Source organism: Pseudomonas citronellolis (assembly GCF_900112375.1).
GTDB classification, from domain to species: domain Bacteria; phylum Pseudomonadota; class Gammaproteobacteria; order Pseudomonadales; family Pseudomonadaceae; genus Pseudomonas; species Pseudomonas citronellolis.
Genome location: NZ_FOLS01000047.1, coordinates 1 through 20,036, shown reverse-complemented (window position 1 = coordinate 20,036; position 20,036 = coordinate 1). Strand labels below are relative to the sequence as shown.

The following is a 20,036-nucleotide window of genomic DNA, read 5'->3' as shown; positions in this document are numbered from 1 at the left end:
CCGAGCGGGCGGCGGGAAGCTCCGGAAATTCCAGGGTCTGGCTCCGCTGCAACTCGGCTGAGGTACTTTCGGCCCGGGTCATGCTCCCCTCCTACACCTGGGTATCGTCCGGGAACTTCGGCGCGCGCTTCTGCCGATGGGAGGCCACGCCCTCCTTCACTTCGGCGCCGCCGAAGCCCAGCATTTCCAGGGCGAGCGAGGCGTCGAAGATGGGGCCGGCCTGGCGCAGCCAGTTGTTCAGCGAGTACTTCGTCCAGCGGATCGCCGACTGCGCGCCGCTGGCCAGGCGCGTGGCCACGTCGAGGGCCTTGTCCTGCAGCTCGTCGTCCTCCACGCACAGCGACACCAGGCCCAGGCGCTCGGCCTGCTCGCCACTGAGCGGCTCGCACAGCAGCAGGTGGTACTTGGCCTTGGCCATGCCGCACAGCAGGGGCCAGATGATGGCCGCGTGGTCGCCCGCGGCGACCCCCAGCCGGGTGTGGCCATCCACCAGCTTGGCGCTCCTGGCGGCGATCGAGATGTCGGCCAGCAGCGCGGCGACCAGGCCCGCGCCCACGGCGGGGCCGTGGATCGCCGAGACGATCGGCTTGTTGCAGTTGATGATGTTGTAGACGAGGTCCTTGGACTCCTTCCACATGCGGCAGCGGTACTCGAAGTCGTCGATCATCTGCTCGACGACCTCGAAGTCGCCGCCGGCGGAAAACGCCTTGCCGTCGCCGCGGATGATCACGGCATTGACCGAGTCGTCGGCCTCCACGTCGCGCCAGACCCTGGCGATCTCGGCGTGGCCGATGGCGTCCAGGGCATTGAGCCGCTCGGGACGGTTGATGGTGATGCGCAGCACCCGCGGCGCCGGACGGTCGAAGGTCAGGCGCTGGTAGTCGGCTGCATAGGAAACTGTTTCGGACATCGCTGTAATCTCCGTTGTGCTCAGCGTCCGCCGCTGATGGAGCGGTTGGAAACCAAGCCGCCGTCGAGGGTCACCACCGCGCCGCTGGTGTAGGACGAGCGGGCCGAGGCGAGGAAGACGAACAGGTCGGCCACTTCGTCCACCGTGGCGGGGCGGCCGAGCGGGTAGCGCTTGAAGGCCTCCGCCTCGTCCGCACCTTCGCTGGTCCCGGCTTCCAGCAGACGACGGATGCGCGGGGTGTCCACCGGCCCCGGGTTCACCCCGACGACACGGATCCCGTCGTCCAGGCTGCGCCCGCCCAGCGCCCGGGTGAAGGCCATCAGCGCCGCATTGCCGGTGGTGCCGGCGATGTAGTCGAAGTCGAACATTTCGCCGCCGCTGCCGATGTTGTTCAGGATCACCCCGCCGCGGCGCTCGCGCATCGCGGCGTAGACCAGGCGGGTCAGGTTGATGTAGCCGAACACTTTCAGCTCCCAGCCCTGCCGCCAGCGTTCCTCGTCCACGTCCCAGAGGTTCCCCGCCGGGATGCTGCCGGCGTTGTTCACCAGCACGTCGATGTCCTGGCCGAAACGCGCCACCTCGGCGATGGCGCCGGGCAGCGACATGTCCAGCGGCAGCACCTCGACGTTCACGCCGAAGCGTTCCCGCACGGAGCCGGCCAACGCGGCCAGGCGGCTTTCATCGCGGGCGACCAGCTTCAGGTCGCTGCCCTCGCGGGCGAACGCCACCGCCAGGCCTTCACCGATGCCCTGCGAGGCCCCGGTGATCATCACTGTCTTGCCTTTGAGTTCGAGATTCATGTCGTGTGCCTATGGGAATTCAGCGCTGCAGCGCCTGCCGGATCACATCCAGCGCAGCGGGGTTGTCCAGCGACGACATGTCGCCCAGCGGCAGGTCGTTGCAGAGGTTGCGGATGACCCGGCGCATGACCTTGGAGCTGCGGGTCTTGGGCAGCTGCGTCACGAAGAGGGCGCGGGCCGGCACGAAAGGCTTGCCCATGCGCGCCTCGACGTGCGCCGCGATGCGCTTGAGCAGGTCGGCGTCGCCGTCCTCGACGCCGGGGGCCACCAGGAACACCACCAGCTTCTGGCCCTTGGTCGGGTCCTTGACGCCCACCGCGGCCGCTTCGCTGATCTGCGGGATTTCCAGCAGCACCTCTTCGATCTCCGCCGGCCCCACGCGCTTGCCCGCCAGCTTGATGGTGTCGTCCGAGCGGCCCAGCATGAAGTAGCTGCCGTTCTCGCGCAGCGCCAGGTCGCCGTGGACCCAGAGGCCGGGGATGGTCCGCCAGTAGGACTCCAGGTAACGCTCGTCGTCCTGCCAGAAGGACTGGGTCATGCCCACGAACGGACGGCGGATGGCCAGCTCGCCGGGTTCGCCGCTCACGTCGCGGCCGTCGTTGTCCACCACGCAGACCGCGACGCCGGGGGAAGCGGTGTTGAACCCCGCGGGGCTGATCGGCCGGATGATCACGCTGGACAGCAGCGCGCCGGACACCTCGGTGCCGCCGGTGTAGTTGATGACCGGGCAGCGGCCGGCGCCGAAATGCTGCTGGAACCAGCAGAAGTGCTCCGGGTCGATCCCCTCGCCGGCGGTGATCAGCAGCTTCAGCGAAGAGAAATCGGCCTGGCAGGAAAGCGCCTCGTGGGCGGCCAGGCCACGGATCAGCGTCGGCGCCGAACCGAAGTGGGTCACCCGGTGGCGCTCGATCAGCCCGCCCATCCGCGACCAGTCCGGGAAGTCCGGCGCGCCGTCGTAGCAGACCAGGGTGGCGCCGCGCATCAACGCGCTGCACAGCACCAGTGCGCCGGCGATCCAGCCCATGTCGGCGGGCCAGCAGAACACGTCGCCCGGCTTCACGTTGAAATGCACCGCCGAATCGTGGGCGATCTTCAGGGCGAAGCCGCCGTGCACGTGCACGGTGCCCTTGGGCTTGCCGGTGGTGCCGGAGGTGTAGACGATCATGAACGGATCGTTCGCCGCCATGCTGGCCGCCGGCCGCTCGCGGCCGACCCCGGCCTGCGCCACCGCGGCCCAGGAAAGGCCGTCGCCGCCCTGCCCCGGCGCCCCTTCGGGCGTGTGGACGATCAGCGTCTCGATGCTCGGAAGTTCTTCGCGGGCGGTCTTTATCAGGCCGAGTATGTCGACCCACTTGCCGCGGCGATGGAAGCCCGCGCTGGCGATCAGCGCCTTGGCCGAGCAGGCGGACAGCCGCGAGCGGATGGCGTCCACGCCGAAGCCGCTGAACAGCGGCACGGCGACCGCGCCGACATAGGCGATGGCCAGCAGCGAAACGGTCGCTTCCAGGCCGTTGGACATCAGCAGGCCGATGCGGTCGCCACGCTTCAGGCCGCTGGCCTCGAGCCCGGCGGCGAAGGCCCTGACCATCGCCGACAGCTCCGCGTAGGTGGCGCGCCGCGCCGGGCCGGTCTCGCTCTCGGCGATCACCGCGGCCTGCGCCGCCAGGCTCGCATCGTCCGCCTTGCCGAGGATGCTCTGCACCCAGTTGAGCCGGCCGCCGGGGAACCAGTTGGGGAATTCCGGCCCCCGGGAGTCGTCGAGGTAGGCGTCGAACGGCTGCTCCCAGGCGATGCCGCAATACTGCATCACCATGCGCCAGTAGCGGTCGGGGTCCTGGATGGAACGAGCGTAGAACTCGTCATAGTCATCCGTTCCCAGCAGGCGCATGAGTTCCACCACGTTGGCGGTGGCGAGGTCATCGGCGCTGGGTTGCCATTCAGTGAGCGAGTTGCTTTTCATCTTACTTCCCATGTCCAACCAGATCAGAAGCCAGAGGGGCGGCCAGGGCCCCTCACATACCCATGTATGCCCTTTGCACGTCTTCGTTCTGCGCCAGTTCCGCCGCCACGCCTTGGGAAACGATTTCGCCGCCCTCCATCACATAGGCATAGTCGGCGATGCGCAGGGCGGTTTCCGCGTTCTGCTCGACCAGCAGCACGTCGACGCCGGTATCGCGGATCCGGCCGATCACCTGGGCGATCTGCTCGACGACGGCGGGCGCAAGACCGATGGTCGGCTCGTCCAGCAACAGCAGCCTGGGCTTGCTCATCAGCGCCCGGGCGACCGCGACCATCTGCTGCTGCCCGCCGCTGAGCGAGCCGGCCTGGCTGGGCAGGCGCGGGCGCAGGTCGGGAATGAATTCCAGGCACTGCTCCAGGTCCGCCTCGACCTGCGAGCGGTCCTTGCGGCAATAGGCGCCGAGCATCAGGTTCTCCAACACCGTCATGCTGCCGAACAGGCGGCGGCCCTCGGGCACCAGGCTCAGGCCGCGGCGCAGCAGTTCGTCGGGCTGGCGGTTGGCGACCGCTTCGCCATTGAGCCGGACCTCGCCCGCGTCGCTCTTGAGCAGGCCGCTGATGCACTTCATCAGCGTCGACTTGCCCGCGCCGTTGGCGCCGATCAGCGTCACCACCTGGCCGCGCGCCACGCCCATGCTCACCCCGCGCAGCGCGGGCACCTTGCCGTAGCTGGCGACCAGGTGCTCGACCTGCAGCGAATACTCGACGGCGCTGTTCATTGCACACCTCCCAGGTAGGCGGAGATCACGCGGGGGTTCTGCCTGATCTCCCCGGGCGTGCCGGTGGCGAGCATCTGGCCATGGTGCAGCACGACGATGCGATCGCAGATCTGCATCACCGCCTTCATGTTGTGCTCCACCAGCAGGATGGAGCTGCCGAACTCGCGGCGGATGCGGCGGAAGACTTCGAGGGTGGACTCCACTTCCGTCTGGTTCAGGCCGGTCAGAGGCTCGTCCAGGCACAGCAGCCGCGGGCGGGTGGCGAAGGCGATGGCGATGCTCACCAGGCGCTGGATGCCGTGCGGCAAGGTGCCGGCGGTGGACGCCAGGCACCCCGTCAGCCCGAGGATTTCGGCGGTGTCGAGCGCCCGGGCGCGCTGGGCCTTGCTGGCCAGCAGCGGCAGCGCGCCGATGGCGCCGATGAGGATGTTGTCCAGCACGCTCATGCTCGGCAGGATGCTGCCGTGCTGGAAGGTGCGGGTGATGCCCATGCGGCTGATCGATTCGGGCGAGACGCCGGTGACGTCGTTGCCGTCCACCTCCAACCGCCCGCTCGAGGGCTTGTAGAAGCCGCTGATCAGGTTGAAGGTGGTGCTCTTGCCGGCGCCGTTGGGGCCGATGAGCCCCAGCACCTCGTTGCGGCGGATGTCGAAGCTGAGGTCGGCCACGGCCTTGACGCCGCCGAACGAGCGGCTGATGTCGCGGGTGGCGAGAATGGACTGGGTGGCGGCGTTCATCATTGGGCCCTCCGGGCGACGACGCTGGCGCGGGACGCCCGCGGGCGGCACGACAGGGCGCGGCCGACGAGGCCGGCCACGCCCTTGGGCAGCAGCAGCATCGCGATGACGATGGAGGCGCCGTAGAAGATGTGCTCGTTGAGGCCGCTGTCCAGCGCCAGGGCATTGAGCGATATGAGCAGCGCCGCGCCGAGGATCGGGCCGAGCGGGTGCTGCTCGCCGCCGACCTTCAGGTAGGCCAGGGCGAAGGTCGAGAGCAGGAAGCCGAAGTCCCCGGGGCTGATCACGTTGTTGGTGAAGGCATGCAGCGAGCCGGCGACGCCCACCGCGAAGGAGGCGATGACGAAGCAGGCCACCTTGCTCAGGTGCACGCGGATGCCCACCGAGCGGGCCACGCCTTCGTTGTCCTTGATGGCGGTGAAGATCTTGCCGACGTTGGAGGTCTCGATCAGGTAGAGCGCGGCGACCAGTCCCCCGCTCAGCAGGATCACCAAAGGCGTGGTGTAGGCGTCCAGGCCCTCGGGCATGAAGATGCCGACCAGCCCGGAGTTCCCGCCCAGCCATTCCGACTTGGTGTAGATGATCCGCATGACTTCGGCGAAGGCGAAGCCGATCAGCAGGAAGTAAGGGCCCTTGGTGCGCAGGGTGATGAAGCCGAACACCAGGCTGATCAGCGCGGCCACCACCCCGCCGGCCAGCAGGGCGACGACGAACGGCCACTCCAGCATGGTGGTCATGACCCCGGCGGTATAGGCGCCGATGCCATAGAAGGCCGCGGTGGCGAAGTTCAGCTCGCCGATCAGCATGACGAAACGCAGGCTGGAGGCGACCAGCGCGGCGATGGCGATCCAGACCATCAGCTTGGCGCTGTAGCCGTCGCCGGCGAAATGGCTGGCCACGGCGATGGCGACACAGAAAACACAGCAGACAAGGAATTTTTGCTTAGCCACGGCCCAGCACTCCGTTCGGACGAACAAGCAGCATCAGCATCACCAGGACGAAAATCGCGAGGCTGGCGCTGGAGGGGTCGAAGTAGAAACCGCCGAAGGCTTCTATCGCGGCGATCAGCAGGCTGCCGATGATGGCGCCGGGCACGCTGCCCAGGCCGCCGATCACCACCGCGATGAAACCCTTGATCAGGAAGCTGTCGCCGAAGGTCGGCGACACCGACGACACCGGGGCGATCAGCGCGCCGGCCACGGCGCCGATCAGGGTGGCGAAGACGAAGCCGCTGAAGGCGATCGACTTGTAGGGGATGCCCTGCAGCATGGCCGCCTCGTGGTCGATGGACACGGCGCGCAGGGCATTGCCGAAGCGCGTCTTCGCCAGCGCCCAGGTCAGGCCCGCGGTCAGCAGCACGGCGATGATGCAGATCAGCAGGCGCTGGGCGCTGATGCCGGCGCCCAGGATGCTGACGGTGCCTTCCACCAGCGGCGGGACGGAGCGCACGGCGCCGCCAAAGATCTCCAGGTAGGCCCCTTCGAACAGCAGCACCAGGCCTGCCGAAAGAATGAAGGAGCCGACCAGGTCCCGCTGGAACCAGCGGAAGCCGACCTGGTAGGCCAGCACGCCGAAGCCGGTGGCCAGGGCGATGCCGGCCAGCAGGCCCAGCCCGTAGGCGGCGAACAGGGAAAGCCCCTGGGCGGTGAGCCAGGGAATGACCACCGCGACGACCAGCGCGGACATCGTGAAGAACTGGCCATGGGCGAAGTTCACGATCTTCAGCACGCCGAAGATAATGGTCAGGCCCAGGGCGAACAGCACATAGACCGAGCCGATCTGCACCGTCGTCAAAAACAACTGGAATATAGTTTCCATGACTCCTCCAACCACCTCGACGGCAGCGATCACTGGATGCGCTGGGTCAGCTCTTCGGGTTGCACGCGGCCCACTTCGACCAGCTTGTCCTGTTGCAGCTGGGTGACGATCACCGGGACCAGGATTTGCTGGGGCGTGCCGTAGGTTGCCTTTCCGCCGAACGCGGACTTGCCGTAGAAGGAGTCGAAGGTGATCTCCGGAAGCGCCTCGGCGACGGCCTTCGGCTCGACGCTCTGGGCTTTCTCCATCGCCGCGGCCAGGGCCTTGACCGAGTCGTAGAAGCCGATCTGGATGGCGTTGATCGATTCGCCGGTCTGGGCTTTCACGCCGTCGTTCAGGCGGCGCTGCAGGTCGGTGGTGCCGGGCGAGTCCAGGGCGACCGCGGCGCCCATGTAGGTACCGCTGGCCGCCTCTCCGCCGGTCGCCAGCAGGCCGCCCGCGCCGGTGCCCACCTCGATCACCTTGACGCCGTTCCAGCCCAGGCCGCTGAGTTCCTTGAACAGCTGGCCGCTATCGGCCGGCGTGCTGGAGCAGAGGTCGACGGCGTCGGGCTTGAGCGACGCCATCTTCGAGGCCACCGGCTGGAACTCGGTGGTCCCGCGCTCGTACCAGTCGCTGGCCAGCACCTTCACCCCGGCCGCTTCCCAGGCCTTGCGCGCGATGGCCTCGGTTTCCTGGCCGGTGGCGTCGTTGGGGTTCATCAGCACCACCGTCTTGATCGACGGGTTGCGCTCTTTGACGAACTTGACCAGCGGATAGACGATCTCGTTGGGCGTATTCATCTGGGTGAAGGTCAGCGGGAACTTGGGCCCCTTGATGCTGGTGCCCCAGGCCGTGGTGAAGATCAGCGCGCCACGGCGTTCGGAGAGGGATTGCAGCGCCCGTACCGGCGCGGTGCCCAGGCTGCCCGCGACGAACTTGACACTGTCTTTGCTGAGCAGCGTCTGGGCAACTTTCGCACCGTCGGCGGCGTTGTATTTATTGTCGTAGGCCACGCATTCGAAGTTATAGGTCTGGCCCGCAACCTTGACGCCACCCTGCGCCGCGACGTCGCCCGCGGCCTGTTCACAGAGCCACTTGGCGCCGATACCCCAGTTCGCGCCGGCACCGGACAGCGGCACCGACAAACCGAGTTTCATGACTTCCGCCGCACTGCCACACAGCGGAGCGAGGGCGCCGAAGGAAAGACCGAACAGCAGATAAAACCGTTTAATTGCGGACATGATCAAACCTCTTGTTCTTATGATTTCATTTAATTCCCGCACTACTGGAGCGTCAACGCGACCGCCCCGCACGTTCCGTACTTCGGAATAACGACTGCTATTGCTCCTCGCGCTGCCGCGCGCCGAAAAACCTGAAGCCCCTTGCCAGAGCGTCTGCCAGCTTGAAATTCCAGAAACCGGAACAATTCCGCGACGCGGAATTTCAGGACGCTCCCGCCAACTCCACCCGGCCATTGCCGACCACGAGCACATCGCGCTCGACGACCCGCGCCTGGAAGCTGCCGTCGCGCCAGATTTCGCAGCGGATGGTCTCCCCGGGATACACCGGCGCGGAGAAGCGCAGCGCCATGGTCTTCAGCTGCTGCGCCTGGTAGTCGGCAAGGCTCTTGAGCAACGCATGGCAGACCACGCCGAAGGTGCACAGGCCATGCAGGATGGGGCCCGGGAAGCCGGCCCGGGCGGCCACCGCCGGGTCGGCATGCAACGGGTTGTCGTCGCCGTTCATCCGGTAATAGAGGGCCTGCTCCGGGCGGGTCGGCAGGTCCACGACGAAGTCCGGCGTGCCTTCGGGCCGCGGCCTGCTGGTGCCGATGGGCGTGGCCGAACCGCCGAATCCGCCGCCGCCGCGAATGAAGGTGGTATTGAGCGTGGAAGCCACCAGCCGGCCGTTGCCGACATCGGTCAGGCGCTTGCGGGTATACAGCAGCGCGCCCTGGCCCTCGCCCTTGTCGACCAGGCCCACGATCGAGGTTTCGCTGAGCAGCGCCCCCTCGACCGGCAGCGGCGCATGCAGCGTCAGTTCCTGCTCGCCGTGGACCACCTGGGTGGGGTCGACGCCCGAGCGCGGGTCGGCCAGCCAGAAGCCCGGGTGGGCCAGGACCAGCGCCATCGACGGCAGCGCCAGCAGATCGCGGGAATAGTCCACGTAACGCAGTTGCCGCTCGTCCCGCGGGTCCTGCCCGAGCCCGACGGACAATGCGTAGAAAGCGGTTTCCCGGCGCGTCAGCGACTGACGGACGCTGGGTATCGAATAACTGAGCAACTTCTCGGCATCGATGGGCATACCGCTTTCCTCTTGTTCTATCGCCGGCTCGGGCGTCGATCCATTTCATTTCAATAAATGAAATCAGGTTTCAATTCATACTTATCCCATTCAATGGAACGCACAACCGCGAAGTGCGGGTTGTTCCGGATATCAGAATCTGCGGCCGGCCCGGATTATCCGGTGAATCGTTTGTTCATCGATTCCAGAGCGGTTCATTCCACGCGGCGGGAAACGCTTTAAAAGCCTTGAAGCGGCACTTGTCAGCGGCGATTCGGGGAGATATCCATGAAAACCCGAATTTCATAAATTGAAATTTCATTTCATTCATTGAATCATGCGCCCCATTGCGGAGCTGCATCGATGCCGGCGCCAGCCAACGCCACTGAAACAGGAGAGAGCAGGAAGTGGAACGCGAATACATGGAATTCGACGTCGTCATCGTCGGCGCCGGCCCTGCCGGTCTGTCCGCCGCATGCCGACTGAAGCAGAAGGCCGCCGACGCGGGTCAGGAGATCAGCGTCTGCGTGGTCGAGAAGGGTTCCGAAGTAGGCGCCCACATTCTCTCCGGCGCCGTGTTCGAGCCCCGCGCGCTGAACGAGCTGTTCCCCAACTGGAAGGAACTCGAAGCCCCGCTGAACACTCCGGTCAAGCGTGACGACATCTATGTCCTGAAGAACGACCAGGCCGCCACCAGGGTGCCGAACTTCTTCGTGCCCAAGACCATGCACAACGAGGGCAACTACATCATCTCCCTGGGCAACCTGTGCCGCTGGCTGGCCCAGCAGGCCGAGGGCCTGGGCGTCGAGATCTACCCGGGCTTCGCCGCCCAGGAAGCGCTGATCGACGAGAACGGCGTGGTCCGCGGCATCGTCACCGGTGACCTGGGCGTCGACCGTGAAGGCAATCCGAAAGAAGGGTACTACACCCCGGGTATGGAGCTGCGCGCCAAGTACACCCTGTTCGCCGAAGGCTGCCGTGGCCACATCGGCAAGCAGCTGATCAGGAAGTACAAGCTCGACAGCGACGCTGACGCCCAGCACTACGGCATCGGCATCAAGGAAATCTGGGACATCGACCCGGCCAAGCACGACCAGGGCCTGGTGGTGCACACCGCCGGCTGGCCGTTGAACGACGACAACCCGGGCGGCTCCTTCCTCTATCACCTGGAGAACAACCAGGTGGTGGTCGGCCTGATCATCGACCTGTCCTACAGCAACCCGCACCTGTCGCCCTTCGATGAGTTCCAGCGCTACAAGCACCACCCGGTGATCGCGCAGTACCTCGAAGGCGGTAAGCGCGTGGCCTACGGCGCCCGCGCCATCTGCAAGGGCGGCCTGAACTCGCTGCCGAAGATGGTCTTCCCCGGCGGCGCGCTGATCGGCTGCGACCTGGGCACCCTGAACTTCGCCAAGATCAAGGGCAGCCACACCGCCATGAAGTCCGGCATGCTGGCCGCCGAGGCCATCGCCGAAGCCCTGGCCGCCGGCCGTGAAGGCGGCGACGAGCTGAGCAACTACGTGGACGCCTTCAAGGCCAGCTGGCTGTACGACGAGCTGTTCCGCAGCCGCAACTTCGGCGCGGCCATCCACAAGTTCGGCGCCATCGGCGGCGGTGCCTTCAACTTCATCGACCAGAACTTCTTCGGCGGCAAGATTCCGCTCACCCTGCACGACACCACCCCGGACTACGCCAGCCTGAAGAAGGCCAGCGAAGCGCCGAAGATCGACTACCCGAAACCGGACGGCAAGCTCAGCTTCGACAAGCTCTCCTCGGTGTTCCTCTCCAACACCAACCACGAGGAGGACCAGCCGATCCACCTCAAGCTGACCGATCCGAGCGTGCCGATCGGCAAGAACCTGCCGCTCTACGACGAGCCCGCGCAGCGCTACTGCCCGGCCGGCGTGTACGAAGTGGTGAGCAACGACGACGGCAGCAAGCGCTTCCAGATCAACGCGCAGAACTGCGTGCACTGCAAGACCTGCGACATCAAGGATCCGGCGCAGAACATCACCTGGATCGCCCCGGAAGGCACCGGCGGGCCGAACTATCCCAACATGTAAATCATCCCGACATGTAAGTCCGCCCAACATGTGACGCCAGCCAGCCACGGTCGCTCCCCGTGGCCGGTCCGGCCCGAACCACTCCCCTGCCCCGGTGCCCAGCATGACCCGCGAAAAGCCCACAGGCGAAAGCCACCCCCGCCGCGCCGGCGCCAAGGACGTCGGCGCGGTGGTCAACGCCATCCACATCCTCCGCCACCTGGCCGCCGCCGAGGCGCCCGAAGGCGTGACCAGCATCGCCCGCGCCACCGGCATCAGCCCCAGCACCTCGTTCAACATCCTGCGCACGCTGAGCCACGAGCAACTGGTCTGCTTCAACGGCCAGGACAAGACCTACCAACTGGGCCTGGGCCTGTCGGAGCTGGCCGTGGGCTTCATCGGCCGCAGCTACGCCGACCTGATCCAGCCGGAACTGGACGGGCTGAGCCTGAACCACAACATCCTCATCACCCTCTGGCAACTGACCGGCGATGCCCACATCCGCGTCATCGCCCACTCGATCCCGCCCACCGCGCACATCAACGTCGCCCTGGGCGCGCGCCTCCCGGAACTGGCCGGCGCCGCGGGGCGCTGCATCGCCGCCGCGCGCAACCTGCCCGACGCCGAACTGCGCCGCCGGCTGACGAAAATCCGCTGGGAAAGCCCGCCCGGCTTCGAACAGTTCCGCGCGGAAGTGGCGCAGGCCGCGGAAAGGGGCTGGGGCATCGACCAGAACCAGCTCTACCGCGGCGTCAGCACCGTCTCCAGCGCCATCGTCGACCGCGAAGGACAGCCGCGCTTCGTGATCTCCGCCATCGGCATCAGCGCCCAGCACGAGCAGGATGGCCTCGAACGCATCGGCGCGAGCCTGCGGGATACCACCCGCTTCATCGAACGGGCGTTGTTCCCCTGAGCGGCGTCAGCTGCCGGCCTGGGCGTTCTGGAAGACCTTGAAGAGTTCCGGCTGCGACTTGACCTTGAGCTTGGCGTAGACGTGCCGGCGGTGGACCTTCACCGTCTCGGCGGAGATGTCGAGCTTGGCCGCCACCTCCTTGTTGGAACAGCCGCTGAGCACCAGGCGGATGACGTCCAGCTCCCGGCCGGTCAGGGGCGTGCCCAGGCGCGCCATGATCTGCTCAAGGTTGCCCTGCCAGCGCACGCCGGGCCGGGGGGATGGCTCGTTGACGCCGCCCTCGAAGAACAGGCGCTGGCGCATCAGCGCGCACACCCAGGGGCGGATCAGTTCGAGCAGTGCGATCTGCTGCGGCTCGAAGCGCGAGCGGCTGCCCAGGGACAGGCACAGGCTGCGCTCGCCATCCAGGCAGACGTTGTACTGCACCTCGTCCTCCACCACGTTGTGCGTGAAGTACAGCCGGTAGTACTCGGTCTCGCGGAAGCACTCCGGGGCCACCTCGGCGAGGCGGAACAGGCCGCTTGCCGGCCGCTCGCGGTTGGCGATGTAGAAGGGATCGAGCAGGTACAGGCCCTCAACGTAATCGTGGAACAGCGGGTCGGGGCCGCCGCCCTGGTAGGGGCTCTCGGCGAATATGCGCGGGCGGTCGTCGCTGAACATCAGCGCCACCCAGCTGCCCAGCGCCATGTGGTCGCCCAGTACGTCGGCCAGGGCGCGCCAGAAATCGGGTCGGTCGAGGCGCTCGGCCAGTTGCCCGAAGGCCCGGTGCCAGGCCACGTCCAGGAGCGTCAGAGCCATGCAGTACCCCCAGGGTTAACTAAACGGCGGAATAGGAAATTCGCTTGCGCTTCGCATACTTGCACTGGCCCTGCCGAAAAGTCACCGACTTTCCCGGTGCGGCCCCAGCTCATCGACAAGGTCCGAACAATGAAACTCGAGCTCGTGCAACAAGCCGCCCGCGACGGCGACACCTCCTACAACCTCCACCGCATCCTGCAGGCCATCGCCGGCTGCGCGCCAGACACCGACATCGTCGTCTTCCCCGAGGCGCAGATCACCGGCTTCCTCAACGCGCAGAACATCGCCGCCAATGCCGAACCGCTGGATGGCCCGAGCCTGCAGGCCGTGCAGCGAGCCGCCCGCGAGCGCGGCGTGGCGGTGGTCGTCGGCCTGATTGAGAACGACGGCGGCCGCTTCTACAACACCAGCGTATTCGTGGCCCCCGAAGGCCTGGCGCTGAGCTACCGCAAGACCCACCTGTGGGTCTCCGAACCGGGCCTGGTGCTGCCCGGCGACCGCTACGCCACCCTTGAGTGGCGCGGCGTGCGCATCGGCCTGCTGATCTGCTACGACAGCGAGTTCCCCGAGAGCGCCCGCGCCCTGGCGGAACTCGGCGCCGAACTGATCCTGGTCAGCGACGGCAACATGGAGCCCTACGGCCACGTCCACCGCACCTCCATCACCGCCCGCGCCCAGGAGAACCAGGTGTTCGCCGTCGTGGTGAACCGCGTGGGCGACGGCGAGGACGACATCACCTTCGCCGGCTGCAGCGCGGTGGTCGACCCCTTCGGCCGCATCCAGTTCGAGGCCGGCAACCGCGAATGCCGGCACTTCGTCGAACTGGACTTCAGCCAGATCGCCGCCGCCCGCGAACTCTACGACTACCAGGCGGAAAAGCGCTTCCAGCTGCCCGGCGAACGCATCGAGCACGCCGACGGCCGCCGTGAGCTGCTGATCCCCTGAGTCCACGCTTTGCAAGCGCCCTTCGCTACCTGCCAATAACAACAGACCGCTGGCCACCTCCCGGGGAACAGGCCAGCCAGGAGCCCCAGATGAAACTCCCGCGCCTCTTCCCGTTCGGCCTGGCCTCGTTGCTCGCGCTGGGCACCGCCTACGCCGAGCCGCCGACCGTGCACCTGTACAACTGGTCCGACTTCCTCGCGCCGGACACGGCCAAGGAACTGCAGGCCGCCACCGGCATCAAGCTGGTCCAGGACGTCTTCGACGATGCCGAGGTGATGGAAAGCAAGCTGATGGCCGGCCGCAGCGGCTACGACGTGGTCATCATCCCGGATGACCTCATCCCCAACTTCGCCAAGGCCGGCGTGCTGCAGGAACTGGACCGCTCGCAGCTGGGCAACTGGCCGCACCTGGACGCCGAAGTGCTGCACAAACTGCAGGTGAACGACCCGGGTAACCGCTACGCGGCGCCCTACATGTGGGGCACCACCGGCATCGGCTACAACGCCGACAAGGTCGCCCAACGGCTGGGGCCCGACGCGCCGGTGGACTCGTGGGACCTGATCTTCAAGAAGGAAAACATCAGCAAGCTCAGCGAATGCGGCGTCGCCATGCTCGACGCGCCGGTGGAAATCATCCCCATCGCCCTGCACTACCTGGGCCTGCCGCCCAACAGCAAGAACCCGGCCGACTACGAACGCGCCGAAGCCCTGCTGCGCAGCATCCGCCCCTACATCCGCTACTTCGACTCATCGAAGTTCCCCTCCGACCTGGCCAACGGCGACATCTGCGCCGTGGTCGGCTGGGGCGGCTCGGTATACAGCGCCAAACAGACCGCCGAACGGGCCCACAACGGCATGAAGATCACCTACAGCATCCCCCGCGAAGGCGCCCCGGTGTGGATGGAAAACCTGGTGCTGCTCAAGGACGCGCCACACCCACAACAAGGCTACGCCTTCATCGACTACATCCTGCGCCCGGAAATTACCGCGAAGAACTCCAACTACGTCGGCTACCCCAACGGCAACAAGGACGCCACCAAACTGATAGACGCCCAACTGCGCGAAAACCCGGCGCTGTATCCCACGAAGGAGGTCATGGATACGTTGTATCCGCTAGAGACATTGCCCTTGAGGCTTGAGCGGGTGCGTACGCGGGTCTGGACGAGGGTGAAGACTGGGACGTGAGGGGTTTGGGCTGTTGGGGGGCCGACTTCTGCTGGGTGGGGGTCGGCTGGTTTTGTTGAGCAGTGGCTGCCATTCCATAGTGACGTCGCCTGACCTCAGCGAAGGCCGCTATCTGACAAGGGCCTTCAAGCCAGTAGGTCTGGCCGGATGCTGTTTCAGACTTGGATATGAGCGAGTTCTCTCGATGGTTTCGTGCGCAATTTGGAGCCAGAAATAAAAACAGCTCAAGCAGCGTATGTGCTTAGCAATACTTGATCGAGACAGAGCGCCCTAAATAATCTACCCCTTGCACCCCATGCGCTTATTTGGTGGATTTCCATGGACGCCGATGGACACTGACGGATCGCCTACACCCTAGTAAATACGGGGCATACAGGCTAAATTAGCGTCCATCGCGATCCACGAGCATCCACCGACAGCCAAACGATTAGGTGGGGTAAAAGTGGGGTAAAATTCCATGAAGCCGAACTAGGCAAGGGGTAGGACATGGCCAAACTGACAGCCAAGCAACTGGAGGCGCTCACCACAGCCGATGACGGCCGGATCCTCCGCGAAGACGGGGGACTGGTCGCCAAAGTCCGTGCCGGCGTGCGCGGCGTGACGGTGCAGTTCCGCTACGAATTCAAGCAGGATGGAATGAAGCGCGACCAAAGCCTGGGCAGTTGGCCGAAGAAATCGCTAGCGCAGATTCGCGCCGAACGCGACGAAGTGAAAGCGATAGCCGCCAAAGGAATCGACCCCACCGCTGCCCGCAAGGCCGCCAAGATCGAAGCCCAGGCCGCCATCGCTGCCACCATTGCTGAAGCCGAGCGCCAGGCTGCAGAGAACAAGACGGTCGCCGATCTCTTCGAAGAATGGATGCGCGACGGTGTGTCCCGCCAGGACGGCAACGCCGAGTTGCGCCGTAGTTTCACCAAAGACGTGCTTCCACTCATTGGCAAGAAGCCGCTGCGCACCCTGACCGAGAAAGACCTGCTCAACGTCTTACGCTCAGTCAAAGCCCGCGGCCTGAATCGCACCGTAGTGATTCGCAGCAAGGACATCGGCCAGATGCTGCGCTGGGCCGAGAAACGCAAGCCATGGCGCACCCTGATGGCCGACGGCAATCCAGCCGACCTAATTGATGTCAATAAGCTGCTCGACCACGACTACGAGGAACAGCGCGATCGCCTGCTCTCTCCTGACGAAATCCGCGAGCTGCGTGATATCTTCGCCCGCCTGGAACGCGACTACGACGCCCTCCCCGCCGGCCAGAAATACTCTGGCATCCGCCCAGTCAATCCGCGCGTGCAATGCGCCGTCTGGATCTGCCTGAGCACCCTCTGCCGCATCGGCGAACTGCTCAAATCCGAATGGCGTCATGTGGATCTGGAGAAAGGCACCTGGTTCATCCCTGCCGAGGCTACGAAGGGCCACAAGGGCAAGCGCCAGGATCACCATGTATTTCTGTCGTCATTCGCGCTGAAGCAGTTCGAGCGCCTGAAAGAAGAAACCGGCCATACCCCGTTCTGCTTCCCCAGCAAGGATGAGAATAGCCACGTTGACACCAAGACAGTCAGCAAGCTAATTGGTGACCGGCAGTGCCGCTTCAAGAATCGCAGCAAGCCACTTACTGGCCGCCACCATGACGACTCACTGGTACTAAGCAAAGGCACCAAAGGGGAATGGACTCCTCATGACTTGCGCCGTACCGGTGCCACCATGATGCAAGAGCTTGGTGTCGCACTGGAAATCATCGATCGTTGTCAAAATCACTTGCTGGGTGGTTCAAAGGTACGCAGGCATTATCTGCATCACGATTATGCCAAAGAAAAAGCAGATGCCTGGAAACGGCTCGGCGAACGTCTCGAAGCCATCCAGAGCACTGGAGATGCGATGCCATAGCGGAGACTAATTGAGCGATCGCTCATCACTCTCAGTCGCCGGGCAATACGCCCAGCCAGCGTTGGCGCAACGCTGCAGTATTGGTGAGGGTGTTGCTGCGGCGCCCATTCAAGTCTTCAGCGCGCAGAACGGATGCTCCACCGTCGTCGGGCAGCGGATGCGTATCATTTCCAGAGCTTGATCTAGGCGGGGCTGCATCGCGTCAAGCACCGACTCATGTTCCCATGCGACTCAATCGCCGCTGAGCACTCTATGTGCATTATTCCTTCAATGTACACCCTTGGCAGTTCGAGCCCCAGTAACGGTTCAGCTTCAGGCCTTTCTCAATCGTCGCAACTCTGGAGCGACTAATTGAGTCCCAAGGAGTAAAGTTTCGTATATATACCTTTGGCCGCATTGCAGCTGCAGGAGCCTCAGTTGCGGGGGGTGTCACAGGCGGTATTGGGCGCCCTCTAAAGTATTGCGATCGCTGCCCACGATATCGCGACATGGTATCCAGGCTACGAAACCGCAAAGAACTTCTCCGGATCTAACGCTCACGTCATCTATAAAAATAAGCATCAACACATAAACCTCTACCTGAGAGCCCACAACCATGTTTAATCTTAAAAATATTAAACATGGCTCGCTTTCGAGCAGAAGTGAACTTCACTACCTGAGCCTAGAAGCGCACAAGACGAAACCTGTTTTTCTACAGTGAAAGTTCGCACTGTATAAAGCCCCACCAAAACCAACTATTAGACGATAGTACCGAAGCCTTAAAACTCATAATAATCAATGCTATCAGGATACTTCCGATGCAAATCAATAGCGACCCTTCCAATGTATGACCCAGGATCCGAGACATGGATTACGAGTGTATCTATTGCTCTTGTAAGAGGAATCATTACCCACTTTCTCGCATACTCCAGGGCCGCCTCTGCCTCGTCGTAGAATATATCGTTTTTCTCCTCCTCGCTGACTTTAGCGTTCTCCTGTTTGTAAGAAAAAAACTCATCTAAGGCGAAATTAACCACGACCCATCCCTCAAGGCCTCGGCATGACTCGTACTGAACAATCCTAAACTGCTCAACGCTGGTTGGATATTCATCTCGCTGCTCCGGATCGACGGCGTCCCAACACTCAAGACCCCATTCAGCAAACTGTTTTCCAACCTTCGAGCGCCTTTGCCCATCGGCGGATGTTTCCACCCATCCAGGTGGAACACAAAACAGGATGTCAATCGGCTTATTCCCATCATCTCTAGCAGTTGCCACTAGTTTAGAATGAAATTTCTTGGAGAATGGATCACCAACAACTACGATGACTTTCCCGCCGTGTGATTCAGGCAGAGGTTCGAGGTTCCAATTCGCGTAGTCAATTTCCTTTGCGAAGTGGCCTACTGTCTGGCAAAGGCTGGACTTGAGTCGCAGACTTTTTCTTAGCGGAACAATCTGACTTTCGCACACTCCTATATTTGCTCGCCAATCGATTTTTTCCACACCTCGTACGAACTGGTCAACCCCGTCGGCAATGATTACCTTCTTTGGCCCGTATAGCTGATAGATTAGATCTCGCTCAGTAGCAGGCCAATCTTGCGATTCATCGATGAGCAACAGGTCCCATGTCAATGACCTACTGCGGGTAGATCTCGACCTCTCGACTTCTTCTTGTGTCACAGCACCGGCCAACAAGTACTCAAGCGCAGTTTTTTTATACTCTTCATATGCTTCAAGGAAATCGGGCTCCTGCTTCGAGATAAAACCCAAAGCCAGCAGCCATTCGCGCATGAAGCTATGAATAGTCTTGATCGAGATACTTCCCACCCCGACCGAATCCTTAGCTCCGAGCAAGGTCAGAAGTCTACGCAGATCTGCGACTAAAGCCTTATTATAGGTAAGCAGTACAACACGCAAACCAAACTCGTCATATGCTTGATATGCCATGCGAATAAGGCGTACTGTCTTTCCCGTCCCCCCGCGCCCTCTAAATATTAGAAGTTGCCTTCCCAGCTTCTCGGCGTACTGTTGCTGCGTTCGATCCAGAACAGACCTTGTGATCGCCTCAAGCCGCTTTCTGTCGATTTTAGATGGGACCAGCACGTTTGAAAAAACTGCCAAAGTGTTAGCCATGTATGCGCGCACGGAAAAGCAACACACCTCGTTACAACCTGGCCGACTCGATAATAAGGCTACCTTTTCCAACAAGAGCCCCCAAGTCACATCTGATCCAAGGATGTTGTTCTGCGACTTCGGAATAAGCGAGCATTGAACTCGCTCGAGCCAAATAAAGTTTGTAATCCAAGGAGAGCTTTTGCTCAGGCTATTTTTCTCAATGTACTTTTTTATAGAGTATTTCTGCCCATCACTTTGCGTAGTGACATCATGATCACTATCATTATATTTAACAAAACACCTATTCCCCTCAAAGCGAACCAAGCTCGGCGAATGCCCCTTTACTTCAAACGAAGCACAGAATGAATGGATTAGTGTATTGGTTTTTTCTGACCGGATTTCTTCTTTGCGATAATTGGCAAAGAAAACGAGCAAATCAATATCCTGGACCTTTTGCCCAAAGCATTTAGCCGAAGGAAAAATCTCAAGAACAACCTGACTATCTTCATCAAGCCCGGAAATATACGCAGCTGCGAGACCTGCTAGCCTCTCAGCAGCCTGATACTCCGGCGAATTGTAAGCGTACGGGCAAGGCATCTTGCGCAGGTCAGGCTGGTATCCACTGATGCGGCAACAGCTGCTCAATCTCGCTGGCCTTCTGCGTCGGCAGCCGCGTCAGTACATCCTTGAGATAGGCGTATGGATCATGCCCATTCATCCGTGCCGACTGGATCAAGCTCATGATCGCCGCCGCCCGCTTGCCGCTGCGCAGTGACCCTGCGAAGAGCCAGTTCGAACGACCGAGCGCCCACGGCCTGATCTGGTTCTCGACCGCATTGTTATCGATGGGCACAGCACCATCGTCCAGGTAGCGCGTCAGCGCTACCCAGCGTTTCAAGCTGTAATCCA

The 20,036-nt window shown here is 63.1% G+C and carries 17 protein-coding genes and 1 pseudogene; 5 read left to right on the top strand and 13 right to left on the bottom strand.

The features are described from left to right. Window positions 1-91 precede the first annotated feature (91 nt). The 9 genes from BM060_RS29820 to BM060_RS29780 all read right to left on the bottom strand — a co-directional run bounded on the left by BM060_RS29820 (window position 92) and on the right by BM060_RS29780 (window position 9,289). Complete coding sequence (locus BM060_RS29820; protein WP_074985841.1) at window positions 92-910, bottom strand: enoyl-CoA hydratase/isomerase family protein; 819 nt, start codon at window positions 908-910, stop codon at window positions 92-94. A gap of 20 nt (window positions 911-930) precedes the next feature. Continuing rightward, window positions 931-1,710, bottom strand: a complete 780-nt coding sequence (locus tag BM060_RS29815) for an SDR family oxidoreductase (protein ID WP_074985838.1) — start codon at window positions 1,708-1,710, stop codon at window positions 931-933. A gap of 19 nt (window positions 1,711-1,729) precedes the next feature. Further along, complete coding sequence (locus tag BM060_RS29810) at window positions 1,730-3,670, bottom strand: AMP-binding protein (RefSeq protein ID WP_074985835.1); 1,941 nt, start codon at window positions 3,668-3,670, stop codon at window positions 1,730-1,732. A 52-nt stretch (window positions 3,671-3,722) separates the two neighbouring features. Continuing rightward, the gene (locus tag BM060_RS29805) at window positions 3,723-4,448 is read right to left on the bottom strand and encodes an ABC transporter ATP-binding protein (RefSeq protein ID WP_074985833.1); all 726 of its coding nucleotides are present in this window, start codon (window positions 4,446-4,448) and stop codon (window positions 3,723-3,725) included. Beyond that, a complete protein-coding gene (locus tag BM060_RS29800) occupies window positions 4,445-5,188 on the bottom strand; it encodes an ABC transporter ATP-binding protein (protein WP_218161396.1) in 744 nt (247 codons plus the stop codon). Before BM060_RS29800 ends, BM060_RS29805 begins: the two co-directional genes overlap by 4 nt. Next, complete coding sequence (locus BM060_RS29795) at window positions 5,185-6,135, bottom strand: branched-chain amino acid ABC transporter permease (protein WP_074985831.1); 951 nt, start codon at window positions 6,133-6,135, stop codon at window positions 5,185-5,187. The genes BM060_RS29800 and BM060_RS29795 overlap by 4 nt, the downstream gene beginning before the upstream one ends. Beyond that, complete coding sequence (locus BM060_RS29790) at window positions 6,128-7,003, bottom strand: branched-chain amino acid ABC transporter permease (RefSeq protein ID WP_074985829.1); 876 nt, start codon at window positions 7,001-7,003, stop codon at window positions 6,128-6,130. Before BM060_RS29790 ends, BM060_RS29795 begins: the two co-directional genes overlap by 8 nt. Window positions 7,004-7,032: 29 nt before the next feature. Next, on the bottom strand, window positions 7,033-8,142 hold the full coding sequence (locus tag BM060_RS29785; RefSeq protein ID WP_210147059.1) for an ABC transporter substrate-binding protein: 1,110 nt from the start codon (window positions 8,140-8,142) through the stop codon (window positions 7,033-7,035). A gap of 286 nt (window positions 8,143-8,428) precedes the next feature. Then, complete coding sequence (locus BM060_RS29780) at window positions 8,429-9,289, bottom strand: MaoC family dehydratase (protein WP_074985824.1); 861 nt, start codon at window positions 9,287-9,289, stop codon at window positions 8,429-8,431. A gap of 386 nt (window positions 9,290-9,675) precedes the next feature. Between BM060_RS29780 and BM060_RS29775 the strand changes: the two genes are divergently transcribed. After that, entirely contained in the window at window positions 9,676-11,331 is a 1,656-nt protein-coding gene (locus BM060_RS29775; protein ID WP_074985821.1) for an electron transfer flavoprotein-ubiquinone oxidoreductase, read from the top strand. A gap of 103 nt (window positions 11,332-11,434) precedes the next feature. Further along, a complete protein-coding gene (locus BM060_RS29770; protein ID WP_074985818.1) occupies window positions 11,435-12,223 on the top strand; it encodes an IclR family transcriptional regulator in 789 nt (262 codons plus the stop codon). Between the two features lie 6 nt (window positions 12,224-12,229). Here the strand turns inward: BM060_RS29770 and BM060_RS29765 are convergent, their stop codons facing one another. Continuing rightward, on the bottom strand, window positions 12,230-13,021 hold the full coding sequence (locus BM060_RS29765; protein WP_074985816.1) for a helix-turn-helix domain-containing protein: 792 nt from the start codon (window positions 13,019-13,021) through the stop codon (window positions 12,230-12,232). A 129-nt stretch (window positions 13,022-13,150) separates the two neighbouring features. Between BM060_RS29765 and BM060_RS29760 the strand changes: the two genes are divergently transcribed. The 3 genes from BM060_RS29760 to BM060_RS29750 all read left to right on the top strand — a co-directional run bounded on the left by BM060_RS29760 (window position 13,151) and on the right by BM060_RS29750 (window position 17,034). After that, window positions 13,151-13,966 (top strand): carbon-nitrogen hydrolase family protein, encoded by an 816-nt coding sequence (locus tag BM060_RS29760; RefSeq protein ID WP_074985813.1) that lies wholly within the window; start codon window positions 13,151-13,153, stop codon window positions 13,964-13,966. An 89-nt stretch (window positions 13,967-14,055) separates the two neighbouring features. Further along, window positions 14,056-15,150, top strand: coding sequence for a polyamine ABC transporter substrate-binding protein (locus BM060_RS29755; RefSeq protein WP_074985810.1), 1,095 nt, complete (start codon window positions 14,056-14,058; stop codon window positions 15,148-15,150). A 486-nt stretch (window positions 15,151-15,636) separates the two neighbouring features. Further along, window positions 15,637-17,034, top strand: a complete 1,398-nt coding sequence (locus BM060_RS29750; protein WP_043317342.1) for a tyrosine-type recombinase/integrase — start codon at window positions 15,637-15,639, stop codon at window positions 17,032-17,034. A gap of 114 nt (window positions 17,035-17,148) precedes the next feature. On the opposite strand, the pseudogene BM060_RS33460 reads toward BM060_RS29750, so the two are convergent. The 3 genes and pseudogenes from BM060_RS33460 to BM060_RS29735 all read right to left on the bottom strand — a co-directional run. After that, window positions 17,149-17,374: pseudogene (locus BM060_RS33460) on the bottom strand (IS5/IS1182 family transposase); the annotation flags it as partial. Between the two features lie 418 nt (window positions 17,375-17,792). Continuing rightward, on the bottom strand, window positions 17,793-19,772 hold the full coding sequence (locus BM060_RS29740; protein ID WP_143096610.1) for a DEAD/DEAH box helicase: 1,980 nt from the start codon (window positions 19,770-19,772) through the stop codon (window positions 17,793-17,795). Next, window positions 19,735-20,036 (bottom strand): transposase domain-containing protein (locus BM060_RS29735; protein ID WP_143096604.1); only part of this gene is annotated, 302 nt, incomplete at its 5' end. The genes BM060_RS29735 and BM060_RS29740, both read right to left, overlap by 38 nt.